This is a genomic window from Exiguobacterium sp. s163 (assembly GCF_018617135.1).
In the GTDB taxonomy this organism is placed as follows: domain Bacteria; phylum Bacillota; class Bacilli; order Exiguobacteriales; family Exiguobacteriaceae; genus Exiguobacterium; species Exiguobacterium profundum.
In genome coordinates this window covers 1,214,270-1,235,530 of sequence record NZ_JACSJN010000001.1, presented here as the reverse complement: position 1 = coordinate 1,235,530, position 21,261 = coordinate 1,214,270, and the positions used below count along the sequence as shown (strand labels likewise).

Here is a 21,261-nt window from a genome sequence, read left to right as displayed (position 1 = left end):
AGCCCCCTCCGAGATGAGATTTCCCTTTGAGCAATCAAGAAAGACCCCTCAGAGACGATGAGGTAGATAGGTCATGGGTGGAAGCGTGGCGACACGTGGAGCTGAATGATACTAATCGGTCGAGGCTTTGATCTAGTCTAACGGTTTGTGTTGATGAATCCTCAGTTTTCAGGGAACAAACCCTAAAACAATATTGACATGCGTATGACGCGGTGTTAATATTCATTTTGTCTGGTGGCGATAGCGAGACGGCCACACCCGTTCCCATGCCGAACACGGAAGTTAAGCGTCTCAGCGCCGAAAGTAGTTGGGGGATCTCCCCCTGTGAGGATAGGACGTTGCCAGGCAAGATCGTTCCGCAATAGCTCAGTGGTAGAGCAACCGGCTGTTAACCGGTAGGTCGTAGGTTCAAATCCTACTTGCGGAGCCAATTTAGGCCCGTTGGTCAAGCGGTTAAGACACCGCCCTTTCACGGCGGTAACACGGGTTCGAATCCCGTACGGGTCACCAATATGGAGGATTAGCTCAGCTGGGAGAGCACCTGCCTTACAAGCAGGGGGTCGGCGGTTCGATCCCGTCATCCTCCACCATCTTTATTTATTACATCAAACCTATATATATGCCGGTGTAGCTCAGTTGGTAGAGCATCTGACTTGTAATCAGAGGGTCGAGGGTTCGAATCCTTTCGCCGGCACTCCTCGGGGGGGTAGCGAAGTGGCTAAACGCGGCGGACTGTAAATCCGCTCCTTCGGGTTCGGCGGTTCGAATCCGCCCCCCCCCACCAGGTTTGAGCCATTAGCTCAGTTGGTAGAGCATCTGACTTTTAATCAGAGGGTCGCAGGTTCGAGCCCTGCATGGCTCACCATTTTTTTGCGGAAGTAGTTCAGTGGTAGAATACGACCTTGCCAAGGTCGGGGTCGCGGGTTCGAATCCCGTCTTCCGCTCCATATTCTTATCCCTGTTTCGGGGCCTTAGCTCAGCTGGGAGAGCGCCTGCCTTGCACGCAGGAGGTCAGCGGTTCGATCCCGCTAGGCTCCACCATATGTTTTTTTCTTAAGTTAGTGATGACTTAAGTTTTTTTTTGCCTAAAACCATGAACCATTCAATTGAGAGTACAGAGAAAGGCAGCCTGCCACCATTCAGGCTGCCTTTTTGCATGTTTATTCATCATTCTGCCGAGTTGAACCAAACAAATGATAGCGTTTACAATTTAACTATCAAGCGTATAAAGGGGGAATGGCGATGCAATGGTCATATATTCACGTGCCGCTGCGTTACGGTCAGGGGAAATTAGGGGTCGATCAAGGACCGACAAAGTTAAATGAAATGGGGATGCAACAACTCCTTCCAACAGGAACGGTCAAACATACGATTCGTGTCTTGCCGGAATCTGAAATTCGAGAAAATGAAGAACATTTAAAACGGGTCGATGGTGTCCTGCATACCGTCACGGAATTAGCAGAAGTCGTACATCGTGAGATTTCAGAAAATCGATTCCCTTTGATCGTTGGGGGCGATCATAGTATGGCAATCGGTACTCTTGCTGGATTGGCTCAAACAGGTCCTTATGGAGTCATTTGGGTGGATGCTCACGCTGACTTGAATACAGGCGAAACATCACCGTCGGGGAATATTCACGGAATGCCACTTGCGGCAGCGATGGGGATGGGCGACGTGCGTCTGACAGAAGTGGGCGGACGTGATCCGAAGCTATCACCAGAGCATTTAGTTTATATTGCCCTGCGTGATATCGATGAAGGAGAAATGAATGAAATCAATCGACTCGGCATCAAAGTCATTACAGTAGAAGAAGTACGTACGCGTGGCGTGGATGTCATCATGAAAGAGTCATTGAGTTATCTTCGTGAACGAGTAGACCGTTTTTATATCAGTTTCGATATGGATAGTCTCGATGCATCCCTCGTTCCTGGAACAGGTACACCGGTTGACGGCGGTTTAACAGAAGTCGAAGCCAAAGCGATTTTAAAAGAAGCGATGCAAGCAGAAGACTTGATCGCAGTAGAGCTCGTCGAGTTAAATCCGGCATTAGACCGGGATGACGTGACGGCTCAGTTGGCCTATCGCTTATGTGAAACGATTATAAAATCTAAAGAAAACCTGTTATTGGAAGGCGAAACCGTCTGATTTCCTTACAGTTTCCAAACCCGTTTGCTACAATGGGGATGGAAACTTTTTTGATTTTTTTGAAACCATTTCAATATCAAGACGTATATAGAGATGACCGCATGTGTAGCGGAGAGGGGAAGTGGATTGATGGAACGGCTGACCACCCGTTTGGTTGATGAATTGAGGGCGGGGAATCACGATTCGTTTGCCGAACTGGTAGAACTATACAAGGATGGCGTCTTTGCAATCGCCTATAAAATTTTGTATGATCGCGGCGAAGCAGAGGACGCTGCCCAAGAGGCGTTCATTCGTGCCTATACACGAATCGATACGTATGACGCGCAATATAAGTTCAAAACATGGCTCTATCGAATCACGACAAACGTTGCCATCGATCGATTGAGGAAGCGGAAGCCGGAATATTCGATGGATGCCGAAATTGCGGGTACAGACGGTTTGACTTATCAAGACCACTTAGCTGATGAAGCGCCCCAACCCGATGCCCAAGTGGTTCATCGCGAAATTCGAAGTGAAATGCATGAGGCAATCAAGCAACTTCCAGACAAATATCGCATTCCGTTATTATTAAAATATGTGGATGATTTGTCGCTTAAAGAAATCAGCGTGATGATCGACATGCCGGTCGCAACGGTTAAGACAAGGATCTTCCGGGGAAGAGAAATGTTAAAAACAATCTTTCAAAATAGGGAGGGGTTCAATTGACTCCTGAAGAAAAAGTACAACAATATTTGGAAGATGGCGTTTTGCCCGAAGAATCTGACGAATTGCGTCAATTGTTAGAGGACGATGAATTATATGAATCGTATCTACAATATGAACGAATCGACGCAGAACTGAAAGCATTGCCTCGTCCAAAAATATCAGCAGATTTTACGGCTCGAGTGATGGCCGCTTTACCTGAAACTCCTGCACAGACAGCACCTGATTCTGTCGTACCGTTATCAAAACCGGTTCGAAAAGAACGCAAACCGCACTCGAAACAAATGCTATGGTTGCAACGGCACCCAGGTTTGATTGCGGCCGTACTGTTCTTTAGTTTGATGTCTAGTGCGACACTCGGACTATGGAGCAGCGCTTCAGAGACGATGACCTATACAAAAGTACCAGGTGTGATCGTATCTGAGAATGAAGTCATTGTCCCGGCCGGTGTCACGGTTGAAAAAGACATCACGGTCCAAGGTGGCGATTTACGGATTGAAGGTACCGTCAATGGAAACGCGACAGCCGTCAATGGTCGTGCCTATTTAGCAAGTGCCGGTCAAGTGACAGGTGAACTCGAACAGATCGATCAGATGTTCGAATGGATTTGGTACTCGATGAAACAACTTTTCTAAAGACGCTTCCGGCGTCTTTTTTTCGTTTCAATCTGGTTTCGTTTTGACGTGACGCAATGCGTATCTATTGAAATGATGATATAATGGAATTTGCACGATTTAGCTAGGTAGTTGAGGAGGGGAGCATTTGCCGCTACTTGAACAAGTATCATTTTTCTCATTTTTAAATCTTTCAGAAAACGTACATTGGTACGATTATTTGAATGATGTTTTAGATATCGTCGTCGTCACGTATGTCATTTACAAGTTGATGATGATTGTGCGTGGGACAAAAGCAGTACAATTAATTAAAGGGATTTCCATCATTCTAGTCAGTTGGTTCTTGAGCGGTTTCTTCGGATTGAAGACGCTCCAGTTCTTGCTAAATCAGGTGATCACGTACGGTCTCCTCGGAATTATCATCATTTTTCAGCCAGAGTTGAGACGTGGTCTTGAACATCTCGGACGAACGAGTAACTTATTCAGTCGTACGGGAACAAGTGATGAGGAGCAACAACGACAAATGATTGAAGCCATCGTCAGTTCCGCACAGTACATGTCAAAACGGCGAATCGGTGCATTGATTGCGATTGAACGCGATACGGGATTAAACGAGTATGTGGAGACCGGCATTCGTATGGACTCGCATATCACATCCCAGTTGATTATTAACTTATTCATTCCGAATACGCCGCTTCATGATGGCGCGATGATTATTCAGGACGGGAAAATTGCGGCGGCAGCTTGCTATTTACCGCTTTCGGAAAGCCCGCACATCGATAAAGCCCTCGGGACGCGTCACCGAGCAGCCATCGGGGTCAGTGAAGTGACGGATAGCGTCACTCTTACCGTCTCAGAAGAAACGGGAGCAGTCTCACTTGCAATCGCGGGCCGCTTGTATCGGGAACTAGACGAAGAAGCGCTTCGCAATAAATTAATTCAAGAACTCGTCATCGAAGAAAAAGAGGCGACCCTCTCGTTCTTCGGCAAAAAAGGAGGGGATAAGTAAGTGATTGATCAGTGGTTACAACATAAGTGGTTTCTCCGCTTCATCGCACTTGCTTTAGCCGTCCTTCTATACTTAATGGTCGCTGAGACCAGTTCTTCGAATAACGCATCTAGCGCATTGCCAATCGTCGGACAAAGTTCCATGACGCTCGATGTGCCGGTCGAAGTGTTTTTTGATGAGGTCCAGTATGTCGCATATAATGTTCCGGAAGAGATGGGTGTCGAGCTTCAAGGGCCATCTAGTAGTTTAACGATGACGAAATTGGTGAAAGATTATCAGGTGTTCGTCGATTTGACCAATCTTGGCACCGGATTCCATCGTGTCCCGGTCGAAGCGCGTGGATTCGGCGGAGACGTCAATGTCAAACTAGATCGAGAGACTGTCGAAATCTATATCGATCGGAAACAAACGATTGAAGTCCCTGTGTCCGTGAATCTGTTGAACAAAGATCAATTACCGGACGGAAAAGTCGCGGGCGATGTCGAAATCGAACCGTCGACTGTAAAAGTCACAGGTGGTGCGAGTCGGATTCAAAACGTCAAAGAAATCACGTTGAATGTGGATGTTGCCAATCAAAGTCAGACGTTCACACGAGAAATTCCACCGACCATTTTAGATGCGAATGGAAATCCGTTGAACGTGTCAGTCGATCCGAATATCATCAATGTCACCGTACCGATTTATGATGAGAGCGCGATGATTCCAATCGAGGTCGTCACGAGCGGAGAGGTGGCAGACGATTTCCGCTTAGTTGATACGTTGCTAGGTGAGACGGAAGTCCGTGTCTTTGCACCAAAAGCGGTGCTAGATGAACTCCAGCAAGTGGAGACAGAACCGATTGAACTTGACGATTTAACGAAGTCGGAAAAAGTGACCGCTACCCTTCGTCTTCCGGAAGGAGCGACTTCACTCGGTAAAAAAGAAGTAGAAGTCCAGGTGCTCGTTCGTCCAAATGATGAGACGAAAGATGACACGGGTGAATTGACAGAGCGGATTCGGTTGACCGTTCCAATTAATGTCCGTGGATATGACCGGACGAATTTCACGATTCAAACGCAAGATGTGGTCAGCGTAACGCTCTCGGGCAAACGTTCCCTTCTTGAAAGCATCTCATCAAACAGTGTCAACGTGACGTTAGATCTGACTGGATTACCGAGCGGAACACATGCGGTCGATGCAGATTATGAAGTACCAAAAGGCGTGACCGTGATCTCGCCAAAGACAATCGATGTTCAATTGACGGGCGTCGATGAAGAAACCGAAACATCTTCCATTCAATAAAGATGTTCAATCATACAAAAGTGAGGATTTAATCTTATGGGTAAATATTTTGGAACAGATGGAGTTCGCGGTGTTGCCAACTCTGAGTTAACTGCGGAATTAGCATATCGTTTAGGTCGTGCGGGTGGCTACGTGTTGTCGAAACATTTGCCAGAAGGCGAACAGCCGAAAGTGTTGATCGGTCGTGACACACGGATTTCAGGACATATGCTTGAAGGTGCATTGATTGCGGGTCTTCTCTCAATCGGTGCAGAAGTGATGCGTCTCGGTGTCATCTCAACACCTGGAGTCGCTTACTTGACGAAATCGCTCGACGCGACGGCAGGTGTCATGATTTCAGCATCGCATAACCCTGTGGCGGATAACGGAATCAAATTCTTCGGTAGCGATGGTTTCAAATTAGACGATGCGACCGAGCAAGAAATTGAAGACATCTTAGATGCTGCGGAAGATACGCTCCCGCGTCCGACAGGTAAAGATCTCGGTTTCGTATCGGATTACTACGAAGGCGCGCAAAAGTATCTTCAAATGTTGAAACAAACGGTAGAAGAAGACTTTGATGGTCTTCATATCGCACTCGACTGTGCACATGGAGCGACGAGTGGCCTTGCGGCTCGACTGTTTGCAGACTTAGAAGCAAACGTGTCGACAATCGGAAACTCGCCAAACGGTTTAAATATCAATGAAGGTGTCGGGTCGACACACCCTGAGCATTTGGCCGAATTCGTCCGTGAAAAAGGAGCGGACATGGGCCTTGCCTTTGATGGGGATGGAGACCGTTTGATTGCGATTGACGAGAACGGTGAAATTGTCGACGGAGACAAGATCATGTATATTTGCGGAAAATACTTGAGTGAAAAAGGGCGTCTCAAAGACAACACGATTGTCGCGACGGTCATGAGTAACCTCGGTTTCCATAAAGCCGTTGAAGAAGCGGGCATGACGGCGCTTCAAACAGCAGTTGGTGACCGCTATGTCGTCGAAGAAATGAAAAAACATCAATATACACTCGGTGGCGAACAATCAGGTCATTTGATTTTCCTCGATCACTCGACAACGGGTGACGGTATGTTATCTGGTGTGCAATTGGCAGAAATCGTGAAATCGACAGGGCGTAAACTGTCTGAATTAGCGGCAGAGATGCCAGTTTATCCGCAAAAGCTCGTGAACATTCGTGTGACGAATAAAAACGATGCGATGAACGGAGAGCGTGTCTTGGCAACGATTCAAGAAGCGGAAGCGGAAATGGCCGGAAACGGTCGGATCCTCGTCCGTGCATCAGGTACAGAACCACTCGTTCGTGTCATGGCGGAAGCCCCGACAGCGGAAGAGTGTGACCGTTACGTTGAAAAAATCGCACAAGTCGTGCGCGAAGATTACGGCGTAGACGGATAAAATTTTCGAAACCGGGAATAACACAAGGGAATCCACATCGGATTCCCTTTTTGTTTCCGTTTTGTCATCGAGAAAACAGCGGATTTTCTTGACGAATGGGGGTGTGATTTGTACTATTAAGAGCGTGACCTTGGAAACGGAAGGACACAAGAGTACGAACAAGCGCCAGAACTCTGCGGAGTTGACGAGGTTGGAGGTTATCGAGATTTCGGCGGATGCCTCCTCGTCGCCTGTCACGACGATAAGCATGCTTTTAAAACGCCCGGGCGACCGGACGGACAAAGAAGCGTGTACTGACAGCTCTTAGAAAAAGCCCGTTTCCTTTTTCGAGAAATCGAAGAATAGAGGAGATTTGTTTATGTGTGGAATTGTAGGAATGATTGGGAATACCGGAGCGAAGGAAGTCCTTCTCAAAGGTCTCGAAAAACTCGAGTACCGTGGTTATGACTCGGCAGGTCTTGCGTTGATGCATGAGAATGTCAACGTTCACAAAGAAGTCGGTCGCATTGCTGCGCTACGCGAAATCATCCCAGCAGAAGTAGACGGCACGATTGGAATCGGCCACACACGTTGGGCGACACACGGGGTACCGAGCGTGCCGAACGCCCACCCGCATCAAAGCACGACTGGACGTTTCACGCTCGTCCATAACGGCGTAATCGAGAACGACGAGCTCATCAAGAAGACGCTCGACGTCCCGTTCCTTTCAGAGACGGACACAGAAGTCATCGTCCAGCTCATGGAGAAGCACTTCGTCGAGCTCGGCGATGTCGAGGCGGCGTTCCGTAAGACGCTTTCGGACCTCCACGGTTCGTACGCGATCGCGATGATCGACTCAGAGGACAAAGAGCGCCTCTATATCGGCAAGAACAAGTCGCCGCTCCTCGTCGGACTTGGTGACGGCACGTTCAACGTCGTCGCATCAGACGCGATGGCGATGCTCCAGGTGACAGACCAGTACCTCGAGCTCCACGATGGTGAGATCGTCATCCTCACACGTGAGTCGGCGACGATCAAGACGCTCGACGGCGAAGTACTCGAGCGTGCACCATACACGGCCGAGATCGATGCGTCAGACATCGAGAAGGGCACGTACGCGCACTACATGTTGAAAGAGATGGACGAACAGCCAGCCGTCATCCGTAACATCATCCAGCACTACCAGAACGAGAACGGCGACATCGAGCTCGCAGAAGGCGTGCGTGAACTCGTTTCGGAAGCAGACCGCGTCTATATCGTCGCATGTGGTACAAGTTACCACGCTGGTCTTGTCGGGAAGCAATTGATTGAGCGCGTTGCAGGTGTACCGACTGAAGTACACGTCGCATCAGAGTTCGGTTACAACATGCCACTTTTGACAGAGAAGCCACTCTTCCTCTTCATCTCACAATCAGGTGAGACAGCGGACAGCCGTGCCGTCCTCGTCGAAGTGAAAAAATTGGGCCATAAAGCGCTCACGTTAACGAACGTGGCAGGATCGACATTGTCACGTGAAGCGAACGAGACGATGCTCCTCCACGCAGGACCAGAGATCGCGGTCGCCTCGACGAAAGCATACACGGCACAGATTGCCGTCCTCGCAATTCTCGCATACGACATCGCTCGTGCGAACGGGAAGAAACTACCGTTTGATCTCATGCAAGAACTTGCACTCGTTGCGACAACAATGGACTCGATCATGGCACAAAAAGAAATCTTTGAAGAGCTTGCAGATAAGTTCTTGAAAGAGTCACGTAACGCATTCTTCCTCGGACGTGGATTGGATTCATATGTAGGTCTCGAAGGCGCATTGAAGCTGAAAGAGATTTCATATATCCAAGCAGAAGGGTACCCAGGTGGGGAACTCAAACACGGTCCGATCGCCTTGATTGAAGACGGGACACCGGTCATCACGCTCGTGTCTCAACCAAACACACACCTCAACATCCGTGGAAACATCAAGGAAGTTGTGGCGCGTGGTGCCATCGCATGTACGATTTCAATGGAAGGAATGGAGCATGAGAACGACGCATTCGTTCTTCCACGTGTTGAACCACTTCTCACGCCACTCGTGACGGTTCTTCCACTTCAACTCATCTCGTACTATGCAGCACTCGCTCGCGACTGTGATGTCGACAAGCCACGTAACTTGGCGAAGTCTGTAACGGTTGAATAATGTCCAAGACCAAAATCTTTCGGGATTTTGGTCTTTTTTGTTGCAATGAGTTAACAAATCATCGCAATGTTCTCAAAAACGTCTGTTTCTTCAAAAGAGGGGGTAAAATCTACATGAGTATGAACAAAGGAGAGATTTGATGAAACAGAAGAAATGGATGACAGGTCTCGGTGTCGTGATTCTCGCGACATCATTGGCCGCTTGTGGGGATACGGCAGAGGACACATCGATGGAGATGTCAGAAGAGCAAAGCATGGACCATTCAGCGATGGATCACTCCGGGTCTGGAGAAGTTCCAGACGGGCTGATGGAAGCCAGTGATCCGACTTTTCCAGTCGGATCAACCGCGATGATGACAGCGGATCACATGCCAGGGATGGAAGGCGTGGAGGCGACGATTGTCGGTGCATATGATACGACGGTCTACGCCGTCAGCTATACACCGACTACAGGTGGTGACCCGGTGGAGGATCACAAATGGGTGATTCACGAAGAACTGGATAATCCGGACGAGGCGCCTTTGTCTGAAGGGGATGAGGTCGTATTGGCCGCCGACCATATGGAAGGGATGGACGGCGCAGAAGCGACAATCGATACAGCGGAAGAGACGACCGTTTACATGGTTGATTACACGACCGAAGACGGGGAAGAGGTCACAAACCATAAATGGGTGACCGAAAGTGAATTAGAAGCAATGAAATGAATGTGATAGACCTCGAGTACATCTCGTGGTCTATTTTTTTCGATAAATATTTATTGATAAACGATAAATCATAGCATATGATAAAGAAAATAAAACTAAATGAGGTGTTTGGCAGATGAAACGGGAAACCATCTTTTTGAAACTAGCAGTGATTGTCTTGTCGCTCCCGATTCTCGCGGCATGTATCTTTTTACTCCCTTTCCTTTGGCGAGAGGCGGTGGAGAGCGGAGGATGGATTGCGAATTCGATGCGACCGATTATTGGAGGGATGTATGTAGCAGCGATTCCCTTTTTCGTTGCCTTGTCACAGTCATTCATCTTACTTGGATTGATTGATCGGAATGAGGCATTCTCCTATCGGTCGGTGAAAGCACTTCGTGTCATTAAATATTGTGCGTTGACCATCACGGCCATCTATATGGCGACACTCCCGTTCTTCTATTGGTTCGCTGAGCGTGACGACTCGCCAGGATTTTTAGTCATCGGATTCGTCTTCGTGTTCGCCGCATTTGTCATTGCCGTCTTTGCTGAGTTGTTACAGAAATTATTGAAGCGAGCCATCGATATGAAACAAGAAATCGATTTGACGGTCTGAGGTGAGAAAAATGGCGATGATTGTGAATCTAGATGTGATGTTAGCGAAGCGGAAAATGAGTGTGACAGAGCTGTCGGAACGGGTCGGGATCACCATGGCGAACTTGTCGATTTTAAAGAATGGAAAAGCGAAAGCGATTCGTTTTTCGACGCTCGAAGCAATTTGTGAAGCGCTCGACTGTCAACCGGGGGACATACTAGAATATCGAGCGGACGAACGAGCAGAGTGAATCTCTGCTTTTTTGTGTGAACATGAAACGTATTTGAACGATATAGCGTATATAAAATAAATCATTCAGGGGGAGACTAGAAAATGGTTCAAACATGGACAGAACGGACACACGAAGCAATTAATGGGAAACGAGGTCGACTGTTAATCTGGTCGTTTCTCTGTGCCGTTATATTAGAATCTAGCGCATTGCTCGATCCGACACTTTACGGGGCGAAAGCCGATTCAGTACAGGCGATTGTATTCCTTTTATGTACAATTGTTGTATCCTTCATGCTATATCCAATCATCATTGGGTATCACTGGGTCATTCTTTCAATCATTCGCGGACAAGACGCGCAGTTCCGTGACGTGTTTCGACCGATGAAAGAACGATTTGGTAAGCATGTGACTGCAGTCATCCTACTAGCCATCTTCCAGACGCTTTGGACACTATTGTTCATTGTTCCAGGAATCATGAAGTTCTTCTCTTACGCGTTCACGTACTTTATTTTGCGAGATGAGCCAGCATTATCGGTCAGAGAATCGATCACGAAGTCACGCGCGCTGATGCATGGTCAGAAGTGGGACGCATTTAAACTAATTTTGCCGTTCATCCCGATTTATTTGATTGGCTTCACGTTATTTACGGTCGTCAATTCGGTTTTACTTGCTGCATTCTCCCTATCGATTGCGACGGTTCTCATTCGTCCATTCGTCGTTTCGCGTTTCGCTGTCATGTATGAAGACTCGCGTCGGGCGTACGACGAACAATGGAACAAGCCAGCCTGAAGCATATCAAACAGAGGGTAAATTGAAGGAACGTGCTACAATCTTCATGAAGAGAAAGGGGAATGCGGAATGAAGATTGGGATCATCGGGGCCGGTCTGAGCGGAATCATCGCAGCGCGTGAACTCGCGCGTCAAGGTCATGACGTCGAATTGGTTGAAAAGAGTCGAAGCGTCGGGGGACGCTTGGCGACGCGTCGAATCGGTGATGGACGAGCCGACCATGGAGCGGTATATTTCACGGTGCGTGGAGAAGAGCTCGAACGAGAGGTACAGTCGTGGATGAATGCGAACTGGGTGCAAGTCTGGTATGCCGACCCTTATCCACGTTATGTCGCGATTAATGGGATGAATGCCCTCGCTAAGCGTTTAGCTGAAGATTTGACCGTACAGTTGAATGAACGAGTGGAGAACGTTCAAGTGGAAGAAGACGGAACCGTCACAGTCAAGACAGACGTGACGACGCGTTCCTATGATCAAGTCGTGATGACGGCACCGCTTCCACAGTCATTCGAACTACTAGGGAGTTTGGTCGACCAGATCAACCCCGCGCTACTTCGTCTCGTATATGCGCCGACGTTCGTCGGTCTTTTTGAATGTGCCGGTGATGTGCAGATTGGAGCAGACGGTATTCTCGATCAAGAACTGGTACCTGGTGTATTAAAAATCGTCGATAATCGGCAAAAAGGCATCTCCGATACATCACTTATAAGTGTCTATATGGAAGAGACGTGGAGTGAGGACTGGTATGAGCGACCGGAAGCAGAGACACTTGCTGAAATCGAGCGGTTAGTGCGTGAGGAAGTCGGAGACCTCGGCATCCGATCACGGCAATTGAAACGCTGGCGTTACGCGCAAGCGAAAGATATATGGCATGAGCCGTTTTATCAAGTAAGCCATCATCCCATCTATTTAGCAGGGGATGTCTTCCTTGAAGCTGATGATCCATCCGGACGAACGCGATTCGAAAGTGCCTATCTGTCTGGGTTACGTGTGGCAGAAACCATCGAAAAGAACATGGGCCGATAAGGGCATCCCTTATCGGTCTTTTTATTTGACGCTATTTAGTTTAGGGCATAAACTATAACCATCTAGTTTAGGGGGTAAACTAAAAATGAAAGCATTGATGCGCGAAGCGGTGCAGTTATTTGAAGAAGTGATGTTCCATGGGACGGAACATGTCATCGAAGCGATGGAAGGGGACGTATGGCGCGAGTATTCGCGTGAACAGCTCCAACTGTTGAAGTTACTCGATCAGTTTGGACCAACTCCGGCTGGGCAATTGGCGCAAAAACAAGGTGTCCATAAAAGCGCGGTCTCGAATCGCCTGAAAAAGTTGGTCGAAAAAGGACTCGTCACGAGTCGACGAGGACAAGATCAACGGGAACGATTGATCGAATTGACCCCAGAAGGGAAACGGCTCGTCGAAGAAGTGGACGGTGCCGTCTATCGATATGTGGAATCCCTCATCGATGGAGAAGTAGACGAAATTGAAATCGAGCAGTTTGTTCGGACGTTCCGAAAAATAAAGCAATTGCTCCGAATCGGGGAGGAATAACACATGCATAAAATCATTCAATGGCGCTGGGGAATTTTCATTTCCCTCATCGTATTGACGGCAGCATTATTTGTCGCAGCACCGAACTTAACGAAACAAGCAGAAGAGGCAGGGAGCTTCCAACTTGCGGACGACATGGACTCACAACGCGCACAAGCGATTTTAGATGAAGCCGGGAAGAGTGACAAGACGATCTCCCTCGTCTATGAGTTTGAATCAATCGGAGAGACGGAGCGAACAGATGTCGCACGTGTCATCGAAGAACTTAAACAAAATGAAACGGTCGTGACAGATGTTCTCAATCCGTTCGAAAACGAGGAGACAGAGGCACAGCTTGTTTCAGAAGACGGACGCATCGTCCTCGTCCCCATCACGGTAGAAGGTACGACGGAAGAAATCAATGCGTTTGCTGATGATGTCCGTGAAAACGTGCTCCCACAAGAGGAGACAGTATATATCACAGGGGAAGAAATCATTAACAATGATGTGAACTTAAGTGCACAGGAAGGGTTGAAAAAGACAGAGATCATCACGGTCGTGTTGATTTTTGGATTACTCCTTCTCGTCTTCCGTTCCATCGTGACCCCGTTCATCCCACTCATTGCGGTCGGATTCACGTATCTATTGAGCCAATCGTTTGTCGCGTTCTTCGTGGATTGGTTCGGATTCCCTGTGTCCAACTACACGCAGATCTTCCTTGTCGCCATCTTGTTCGGGATTGGGACAGACTACTGTATCCTGCTTCTTAGCCGTTATAAAGAAGAACTCAGTGCAGGACATGCCATCGAAGACGCCATCGTCAATACGTACAAGACGGCAGGACGGACGGTCCTCATCAGTGGACTTGCGGTCTTCGTCGGTTTTGCCGCCATCGGATTTGCTGATTTTCCAATCTTTAAATCAGCGGTCGCCGTCGCAGTCGGTATTGCGGTGTTGCTGCTGATTCTTTTCACGGTCGTCCCATTCTTTATGGCGACGCTCAAACAGCGGCTGTTTTGGCCGTCGAAAAAGGCAGGCGAGCATCATGACAGCAAGCTTTGGGCTAGCTTGAGCCGATTGTCGGTCAATCGCCCGTTCGTATCGATTTTGGTCGTCGGGTTGATCACAGTACCTGTCTTATTCACATATGACGATGCCCGTTCGTTCAATACGGTCGATGAGATTGGAGACGGGTACGATTCGGTTCGTGGACTGAATTTGATCTCAGAAGGGTTCGGTCAAGGGGAATCCCTTCCGGTACAAGTCATTTTGAGACAAGATCAAGCCATTACAGAATCAGAAGTTCCCTATATCGAAAAGTTTGCAAGTGAGCTTGAAAAAGTCGAAGGTGTGAATGGTGTCCGTGCGCTCACACGTCCTACTGGTGAAGTCATCGACGATTTTTATGTCGATACGCAGCTCAGTGAAGTCAGCGATGGCTTGTCTGAAGCGCAGACGGGTCTCGGGGATGTTCAAACTGGATTGGATGAGATTGAGCAAGGATTGAACGGGATTGTTGGACAACTACCAAGCGGTTCAACCAATGCTGGGGCACCGCTTGCAGAAGCAGCAGCGGGACTAAATCAGTTGAATGGTCAACTTGGTCTCATTGGGCAAGGATTGACAGCGACTCAAAACATCCCGGCCGCAGTCGGACAGCTCGGTCAAGTATCAGCTGGCCTCACACAAATTGAGTCAGGAATCAACGAAGCGGCGTCCGCATTAAATGCACAAGGTTCTCAGGTCGGTGAACTTGGTAGCGGGTTAGCGCAACTGGCGACAGGTGTCGCGGAAGCGAACGACGGGCTAGGGCAAATTGAGTCTGGTCTCGGCGAAGCCGTTTCATTCTTACAACAGTTGAGTGAAGCAGATGCGCTTCGGGAGACTGGTGTGTATCTTCCGGAAGGGACGCTCACATCGGATGCGTTCTCACCTGCCGTCGAACGCTATGTCTTCGATGAAGGAATGGCGACTCAGCTCGAGGTCGTCTTAGAGATGGACCCGTATTCGCCAGAAGCGATTGATACCGTCGAGACAATCAAAGAGACGATGAATCGTGCCGTGACGGGAACACCATATGCGGATGCGACCATCGGATATGCCGGGATTTCAAGTATCAATAGCGATTTAAATGAAACATCGACGAATGATTTCAATCGAACGGTAGCCATCATGCTCGTGACGTTGTTCATCGTCTTGACAGCACTGTTCCGCTCGATGATCATGCCACTCTATATGATCGCTTCGCTTCTCTTGACGTACTATACGTCAGCGGCAATCACAGAGCTGATCTTTGTAGAAGGACTCGGCTATGACGGGATTAGCTGGGCCGTTCCGTTCTTTGGCTTTGTTATGTTGATTGCCCTTGGAATTGACTACTCCATCTTCTTGTTAGATCGATTCCGGGAAGAGACAATCAATGGGAAGACGGTCCGTGAGGCGCTCATCCACTCGATGACGAAGATGGGTACCGTCATTATGACCGCCGCGGTCATCCTCGCCGGGACGTTCGGTGCCATGATTCCGTCAGGCGTGCTCAGTCTCGTCCAGATCGCGACGATCGTCATCACCGGTTTGTTATTGTATGGCTTGATTGTGTTACCCCTCTTGATCCCAGCCATTACGATTTCATTTGGCGATGGTGTCTGGTGGCCATTCCGACAAAAGAAACAGTCATAAGCAGAAACGGATGTCTCGTATGATGAGATATCCGTTTTTGGGATAGATTGTGGTGGATTCGGGAACAGAAAGGCAGGTCCATTATTGAAGGAGGAATACTGTATGGAAATCGTCATTACTGCAATCTTGAAAGCCCATCCCGGAAAAGAAGAGGCGTTACGTGACGCGCTGCACCGTGTGATTCCGCCGTCGCGTGCGGAGGAAGGGTGTCTCGCGTACGTTCTTCACGAGGCGATCGATGCACCGGGTACGTTTGTCTTCTATGAAAAGTATCAAGACGAAGAAGCGCTCGATCACCATATCCATTCGTCGCACTATCAGGCGTATCGTGATGAAGCCGGAGAGCTTCTCGCCGTCCGTGAGGTCTATCGTTTGCATGAAGTCTGAAAGGAGACATTCTCATGATTACGCAACCCGTGATTCCATGTATTTGGTTTGAACAGGATGTTGAAGAGATTGCCGAGTGGTATGTATCCATCTTTCCAGATTCGTTTGTCGACTATACGACGAGATTTTCAAGTTCACCAGCAGGCGAGACGACGATTGTGACATTGTCGCTCGCTGGACAATTCTTTCAGTTGCTTGGGGGAGGGACGGCGCAAGAACGGAATCCGTCCATTTCCTACATGGTGTCGCTTCCGACGACGGAAGAGATCAATGCGCTATGGGAACGATTATCTGACGGAGCGGATATCTTGATTCCATTAGACACGTACGACTTCAGTCAGCGTTATGGGTGGTTGCAGGACCGCTACGGGGTTTCTTGGCAAATCATGCATGATGGCGGGATGGACATTCAGCTCGTGACGCCATGTCTATTGTTTGTCAAAGAAGCGTTCGGTCGTGCCGAGGCGGCGATGAACGATTGGATCTCTATTTTCAAAGATTCATATGTATTGGACGGACATACGGTACGATACACGGAAGAAGACGGGGACGAGCTTGACGGGAAAATCAACTATGCTCGTTTCGTCTTATCCGGTCGAGAATTTGTCGTGATGGACAGTAATGAAAATCATACATTTTCGTTTAACGAGACCCAGTCGCTCATCGCTTTTTGTGAGTCGCAAGAAGAAGTCGATTCCTACTGGGAGCGGCTATCGGCTGTACCGGAAGCAGAGGAGTGTGGTTGGCTGAAAGATCGCTATGGCGTCTCCTGGCAAATCATCCCGTGGGAAATGGAAGAGATGATGACGGTAGGTTCGCAAGAGCAGATTGAACAGGTCGTACAGGCATGTCTGCCCCTGAAAAAGCTTGATATCGCGACATTGCGTAAAGCTTACTGAACAAAACTCCCGAAACAAATAGCTCGGGAGTTTTTTCATGGACTCATTTGCGAGAGGGCATCTTTCTCGATGATGGTATCCGAGAGCCGGAGCTGACTGGCCGCGCGGTCGATGTAAGGGGCGCATCGATCGAATGCGACTTGTTCTTCCGTCTCAATGGAATAGCATGTGCCGTTACCAGCACGTTCGGTCAAGTCTGGTTCATAGTAATGATCTTCGTATCGGAAAGCGCCCGTCCGAAAGACGGTTAGATTTGACGTATCATTCAATAAGGAGTCGCCAAGCATATATGCTGGAGAGATTCCAAGTAAATCGAGAATCGTCGGGGCGATATCGATTTGTCCACCACTCGCCTCCATGACTTCTCCTGTCGTCGGTCCAGGTGGTTTGATGAAGAGAGGGACAGCACGGTCAAGTTGAAACGCGTCAACCGTCGAGTTCACTTCTTCGAGGGTAGCCATCTCTTCTCCTGGTGCCGTCAGACCGCTATCGTGGTCACCATACATGACGAGAAGCGTCTCATCCCAGAAACCATTTTGTTTCAATCGTTCGATGAACTGACCGACAGCGGCATCGACGAAATGAACGGTATGGTAATAGTTTTCGAGAAGGGGATCGTCGATATCAGATAGGTCCAACCGCTTCTCATCTTCCGGGATATCGTACGGTGTATGACTCGTTAAAGCGACTAAAAATGCGTAAAATGGTTCATCCAACTCTTCCATAAATCCGACCGACGTATTTAAGAATTCCTGATCGTTGAGTGCCATCCCGATGATTCCTTGATCGGGGTAGTCTTTGTCGCTAAAGAAATGATTGAACCCGATATTGTCATAAAAGTCATCGCGATTCCAAAAGTCTTTTCGGAACGAATGCATGGCTGCCGTATCGTAGCCCGCCTCATTCAAGGATTGAGAGAGCGCGCTGAATTGATTTCCCGGGAAACGCGTGTAGACGGAACCAGATTTGACAGGATAAAGTGACGTGTTGACGATGAACTCTGCATCAGACGTTCGCCCTTCATGCGTTTGATGATACACGTTCGGGAAGTAAAGCATGTCACGTCGCAGTCGGTTCAAATTCGGGGTCAGTTCCTGTCCATCAATCTGTTGATCGATGACGGATGTTTGGAATGATTCGAGTTGTAAAACGATAACGTTCGTATCTGGACTTGGGGCACTTAATTCTTGATAAGAGAGTGCTTGAATTTGAGAACGCTCTTCGTCTGTCAGGGCTTCGTTCCATCCCATAGCACGTTCGACGCCTCGGGCGACATCCATCGCATGATAGCCCCAAAATCCAAGATGATAGTATTCACGCATATTCGAGATGGGGTCGTCTGCGATCCACTTTTCTCCACGCTGATAACTGAGGGTGAGCGGGATTGTGAAGAGAAGAGATCCGAGTGTGAAGCCAGCGAGCGCCAATCGTCTTCCGTTCCGCTTTCCTCCACGGACAGGATGACGTTTCATATAACGCAAAATCAAACCGTAGATGATGAGGTCGATGAAGAAGAACGCATCGATTGGGCGGATGAGCGTCAAGAAGCCACCCCCGACATCTCCCATCTGCCCGATATCAGATAGTAAGGCGACGGATAATAAGTCTTCAAAATAGCGATAGTACCATACGTCCGAGACGAGCAGGGTACTGTGCAGGAACAGAGAAACGTATAAAATCCATCGGCGGATCGGATAAGACACGGCGAGTGCCCAACTCGTCAGGAGCAAAATCGTCGCCAAATTGATGAGGAAGAATGAGAAGTCGAACGCCGTCGCGGTCAACCAGCTAAAAAAGAAGAGCTTTGCCAGAGAGAGTGACAAGTAGCTCCAATAATCGAGATATTTCATTAGTGATCTCCTAACTCAAAATGTAGTTACTGTATCCTTTCCTTTCTTATGAACAGAGAAAACGTAGAAAGTGTGATGGAGATTCATTCGTAATCAAAAATATGTAATATATATATTGCGTTAATGGAATATATATATTACATTTTAGGTATTGCGCAACTAAATTAGGAGACAGACATGGGAAATAGAGTAAAAGAACATCGAGTAGAAAAGAATCTTACTCAAACCGATTTGGCAGAGGCGATCGGTGTGACTAGACAGACAATCGGTTTGATCGAATCGAATAAATATAATCCCTCTTTGAAACTCTGTATTGCCATTGCGAGGGTTCTGGGCGTCACGTTAAATGATTTATTCTGGGAGGAGTAAAAGATGAAAGAATCATGGGTCACAATGTTTTTACCAAATGACGAATATAAAGAAAGGCGGATGTTGTACTTTATAGCCGAGGCTTTCGTTTTGTTCATTGGATTTTTGGGAGTAGTCGTTCTATTGAATAGATTTTCAGGTATATTCAACACTGAGTCTTCATATATTTTATTGAGTGTTATAGCAATTCTAAGTCTCTATGTATGGATTCGCTATATTCTCTCAGGTATGGAGTATACAAACGTTGTTGAGAAATCTGAATATAAAATCGAACTAAGGAAACTGATTGGTTCCACATCGAAGTTTGCTGTTTTGTTTGCTGGAGTGGCAATAGCATTAAAGGTGACAGGTGTAGTGATTTACTCTTGGGTGGACTTGTTAGCAATGACACTTCTTTCAAATGGGTTACTTCTGGTCGCACAATTCATTTCACTTCAACGGTCATTTAGAAAAAATCGTGAGCTTTCATGACCGAGTTGATATATTCGTTTTACTTCAAATAGGACATCTATGTCTTTAAGAGTGCATAACAAAACCAGGTCCCATGCAAACATGGACCTGGTTTTGTTAGATAACTGTGAAGCTCTGATTATGTAATCTCGAACGTATCACGCAGTTCAATGATGGTTCCTTCCGGTGCTTTTAATTTACTTAAATGTCCATCGACGACGAAGTAGATGTTGCCACCGTGCTTCGGTAAAAACGTGACGCCGAGTTGTTCGAGTCGTGCGACTTCCGCTTTGAGGTCATCTACATAGAGGGCGAAATGGACGGGACCGGCCACATGTTTCGAGTAGTCTTGTAACGTTTCATCTGTTTTAGCAGTCTGGAGCTCAATATAAAAATCACCGAGTTTGAGCCAACTGTTGAAGTCACGCGTATGAAAGTTTGGCGACTCCTGGACGAGTTCAAAACCGAGCGCTTCGTAAAATGACTTCGATGCGGCATAATCCGGGGTTTGGATACAGATATGATGGATTTGTTTCATTGGTTGTTTCCTTTCGTTTGCAAATCTTTCACTCGATCACGGTGGAACGGGGAAGTCAATTCTTCTGAGATGAGGCTGATCGTATGTCCATCCGGGTCTCGTACGTCTAGTGTAACGAATGCATGCTTTCGAAGATACGGGAGAAGAAACTTTTTACGGGAGAAAGCGTATGAAAGAGAGAAAAGGACTAAAAAAAGAATGAGGTGAACATATGAAAGTAAATGAAATCACGATTCAACCGGTTGATGCAGTCAATCGAGAGGCGGTCATCGCCCTGACAGTGGACGAGAAACAATCTCGATTCATCGAGACGAATGCCGAATCCCTTCGAGAGATGATTGAGGATACGAAATACAATTGGCAGAGCTTTGCATTTTATGAAGGCGAGCGAGCGGTTGGCTTTATGATGGTCGGAGCGGAGAACCAGTCAGAACGTTACGTGTGGCTCGACCGTTTCATGATTGATCAAAACGAACAGGGGAAAGGCGTTGGAACGAAGTGCCTACGCATGGCAGTGGAATTCATCCAGACACAATACGACGTGGATGATATCATCCTCAGTCTCCATCAAGAGAATGAAGCCGCGAAACGATTTTATGCGAAGAACGGCTTTGTCGACAGCGGCTTAATTGATGAATGGAACGGTGAAGCGATTTGGGTCTATCATACAAAAAACCGACCGTCATGAGTCGGTCGGATTCTCGGATGGACTTGTTTTTTGCGTGACATTCATAGCTGCCAAGAAGAAGGGGATAGCGGCAAAGAGAAACAAGGTAACGAACCAGTTTTGGAGAAATGGATCGACAAACGTCGGTTTTTCCAACCAGCTCCCGGTTGAGATTTCGGCGTACCAACGTATGTAGAGTGCGATGCGTTCGAGCGTATATAAGAGTCCGGACAAAAACAACAAAATACCACCCGCTACAAGTTGATTGAAACGAGACATAAAACCCCTCC

The 21,261-nt window shown here is 47.8% G+C and carries 22 protein-coding genes, 8 tRNA genes and 2 rRNA genes; 29 read left to right on the top strand and 3 right to left on the bottom strand.

Annotated elements, in window-relative coordinates:
• The 26 genes from KNO71_RS06500 to KNO71_RS06375 all read left to right on the top strand — a co-directional run.
• Positions 1-135: ribosomal RNA gene (locus KNO71_RS06500) — 23S ribosomal RNA — on the top strand; the annotation flags it as partial.
• Between the two features lie 95 nt (positions 136-230).
• A 5S ribosomal RNA gene (gene rrf / locus KNO71_RS06495) occupies positions 231-347 on the top strand.
• Between the two features lie 8 nt (positions 348-355).
• Positions 356-430: transfer RNA gene (locus KNO71_RS06490), tRNA-Asn, on the top strand.
• Between the two features lie 5 nt (positions 431-435).
• Positions 436-510 (top strand) — tRNA-Glu (locus KNO71_RS06485).
• 4 nt (positions 511-514) lie between these two features.
• A tRNA-Val gene (locus KNO71_RS06480) sits at positions 515-590 on the top strand.
• Positions 591-621: 31 nt separating this feature from the next.
• Positions 622-694, top strand: a tRNA-Thr gene (locus KNO71_RS06475).
• A 6-nt stretch (positions 695-700) separates the two neighbouring features.
• A tRNA-Tyr gene (locus tag KNO71_RS06470) sits at positions 701-784 on the top strand.
• Positions 785-789: 5 nt separating this feature from the next.
• Positions 790-865: transfer RNA gene (locus KNO71_RS06465), tRNA-Lys, on the top strand.
• A 7-nt stretch (positions 866-872) separates the two neighbouring features.
• Positions 873-947 (top strand) — tRNA-Gly (locus KNO71_RS06460).
• An 18-nt stretch (positions 948-965) separates the two neighbouring features.
• A tRNA-Ala gene (locus KNO71_RS06455) sits at positions 966-1,041 on the top strand.
• 201 nt (positions 1,042-1,242) lie between these two features.
• Positions 1,243-2,145, top strand: coding sequence for an arginase (gene rocF / locus KNO71_RS06450; RefSeq protein WP_214685188.1), 903 nt, complete (start codon positions 1,243-1,245; stop codon positions 2,143-2,145).
• Between the two features lie 129 nt (positions 2,146-2,274).
• Positions 2,275-2,850 carry an RNA polymerase sigma factor SigW gene (gene sigW / locus KNO71_RS06445; protein ID WP_012727640.1) on the top strand — a complete coding sequence of 192 codons (576 nt, stop codon included), beginning with the start codon at positions 2,275-2,277 and terminating at the stop codon, positions 2,848-2,850.
• On the top strand, positions 2,847-3,482 hold the full coding sequence (locus tag KNO71_RS06440) for an RseA family anti-sigma factor (protein WP_214685190.1): 636 nt from the start codon (positions 2,847-2,849) through the stop codon (positions 3,480-3,482). The genes sigW and KNO71_RS06440 overlap by 4 nt, the downstream gene beginning before the upstream one ends.
• 127 nt (positions 3,483-3,609) lie before the next feature.
• A complete protein-coding gene (gene cdaA, locus KNO71_RS06435; protein ID WP_012727638.1) occupies positions 3,610-4,470 on the top strand; it encodes a diadenylate cyclase CdaA in 861 nt (286 codons plus the stop codon).
• Positions 4,471-5,751 carry a CdaR family protein gene (locus tag KNO71_RS06430; protein ID WP_214687697.1) on the top strand — a complete coding sequence of 427 codons (1,281 nt, stop codon included), beginning with the start codon at positions 4,471-4,473 and terminating at the stop codon, positions 5,749-5,751.
• A 36-nt stretch (positions 5,752-5,787) separates the two neighbouring features.
• Positions 5,788-7,146, top strand: a complete 1,359-nt coding sequence (glmM, locus tag KNO71_RS06425) for a phosphoglucosamine mutase (RefSeq protein ID WP_078147859.1) — start codon at positions 5,788-5,790, stop codon at positions 7,144-7,146.
• Positions 7,147-7,504: 358 nt separating this feature from the next.
• A complete protein-coding gene (gene glmS, locus KNO71_RS06420) occupies positions 7,505-9,301 on the top strand; it encodes a glutamine--fructose-6-phosphate transaminase (isomerizing) (protein ID WP_211782064.1) in 1,797 nt (598 codons plus the stop codon).
• A 139-nt stretch (positions 9,302-9,440) separates the two neighbouring features.
• Entirely contained in the window at positions 9,441-10,004 is a 564-nt protein-coding gene (locus tag KNO71_RS06415; RefSeq protein ID WP_214687696.1) for a YdhK family protein, read from the top strand.
• 115 nt (positions 10,005-10,119) lie between these two features.
• Positions 10,120-10,599: a DUF2975 domain-containing protein gene (locus KNO71_RS06410; RefSeq protein ID WP_078147856.1), complete on the top strand. Its 480-nt coding sequence runs from the start codon at positions 10,120-10,122 to the stop codon at positions 10,597-10,599.
• Positions 10,600-10,609: 10 nt separating this feature from the next.
• On the top strand, positions 10,610-10,828 hold the full coding sequence (locus tag KNO71_RS06405) for a helix-turn-helix domain-containing protein (RefSeq protein WP_012727632.1): 219 nt from the start codon (positions 10,610-10,612) through the stop codon (positions 10,826-10,828).
• An 83-nt stretch (positions 10,829-10,911) separates the two neighbouring features.
• Positions 10,912-11,598, top strand: a complete 687-nt coding sequence (locus tag KNO71_RS06400) for a DUF975 family protein (RefSeq protein ID WP_214685194.1) — start codon at positions 10,912-10,914, stop codon at positions 11,596-11,598.
• 69 nt (positions 11,599-11,667) lie between these two features.
• Positions 11,668-12,624 (top strand): NAD(P)/FAD-dependent oxidoreductase, encoded by a 957-nt coding sequence (locus tag KNO71_RS06395; RefSeq protein ID WP_214687694.1) that lies wholly within the window; start codon positions 11,668-11,670, stop codon positions 12,622-12,624.
• A gap of 85 nt (positions 12,625-12,709) precedes the next feature.
• Entirely contained in the window at positions 12,710-13,153 is a 444-nt protein-coding gene (locus tag KNO71_RS06390; protein ID WP_078147853.1) for a MarR family winged helix-turn-helix transcriptional regulator, read from the top strand.
• Positions 13,154-13,156: 3 nt separating this feature from the next.
• Positions 13,157-15,811 carry an MMPL family transporter gene (locus KNO71_RS06385; RefSeq protein ID WP_214685201.1) on the top strand — a complete coding sequence of 885 codons (2,655 nt, stop codon included), beginning with the start codon at positions 13,157-13,159 and terminating at the stop codon, positions 15,809-15,811.
• 102 nt (positions 15,812-15,913) lie between these two features.
• Positions 15,914-16,198: a putative quinol monooxygenase gene (locus KNO71_RS06380; protein ID WP_214685203.1), complete on the top strand. Its 285-nt coding sequence runs from the start codon at positions 15,914-15,916 to the stop codon at positions 16,196-16,198.
• A 14-nt stretch (positions 16,199-16,212) separates the two neighbouring features.
• A complete protein-coding gene (locus KNO71_RS06375) occupies positions 16,213-17,097 on the top strand; it encodes a VOC family protein (RefSeq protein ID WP_214687692.1) in 885 nt (294 codons plus the stop codon).
• Positions 17,098-17,132: 35 nt separating this feature from the next.
• On the opposite strand, the gene KNO71_RS06370 is transcribed toward KNO71_RS06375, so the two are convergent.
• A complete protein-coding gene (locus tag KNO71_RS06370) occupies positions 17,133-18,947 on the bottom strand; it encodes an LTA synthase family protein (protein WP_214687690.1) in 1,815 nt (604 codons plus the stop codon).
• A 177-nt stretch (positions 18,948-19,124) separates the two neighbouring features.
• On the opposite strand from KNO71_RS06370, the gene KNO71_RS06365 reads away from it, so the two are divergent.
• The gene (locus KNO71_RS06365) at positions 19,125-19,316 is read left to right on the top strand and encodes a helix-turn-helix transcriptional regulator (RefSeq protein ID WP_031421892.1); all 192 of its coding nucleotides are present in this window, start codon (positions 19,125-19,127) and stop codon (positions 19,314-19,316) included.
• Between the two features lie 3 nt (positions 19,317-19,319).
• A complete protein-coding gene (locus tag KNO71_RS06360; RefSeq protein ID WP_078147848.1) occupies positions 19,320-19,787 on the top strand; it encodes a hypothetical protein in 468 nt (155 codons plus the stop codon).
• Between the two features lie 118 nt (positions 19,788-19,905).
• Here the strand turns inward: KNO71_RS06360 and KNO71_RS06355 are convergent, their stop codons facing one another.
• A complete protein-coding gene (locus KNO71_RS06355) occupies positions 19,906-20,304 on the bottom strand; it encodes a VOC family protein (RefSeq protein ID WP_074035381.1) in 399 nt (132 codons plus the stop codon).
• 211 nt (positions 20,305-20,515) lie between these two features.
• Between KNO71_RS06355 and KNO71_RS06350 the strand changes: the two genes are divergently transcribed.
• Entirely contained in the window at positions 20,516-20,992 is a 477-nt protein-coding gene (locus KNO71_RS06350; protein WP_214685208.1) for a GNAT family N-acetyltransferase, read from the top strand.
• Here the strand turns inward: KNO71_RS06350 and KNO71_RS06345 are convergent.
• Entirely contained in the window at positions 20,987-21,250 is a 264-nt protein-coding gene (locus tag KNO71_RS06345) for a hypothetical protein (protein WP_047794733.1), read from the bottom strand. The two genes, KNO71_RS06350 and KNO71_RS06345, sit on opposite strands and share 6 nt — an antisense overlap.
• Between the last annotated feature and the right edge of the window lie 11 nt (positions 21,251-21,261).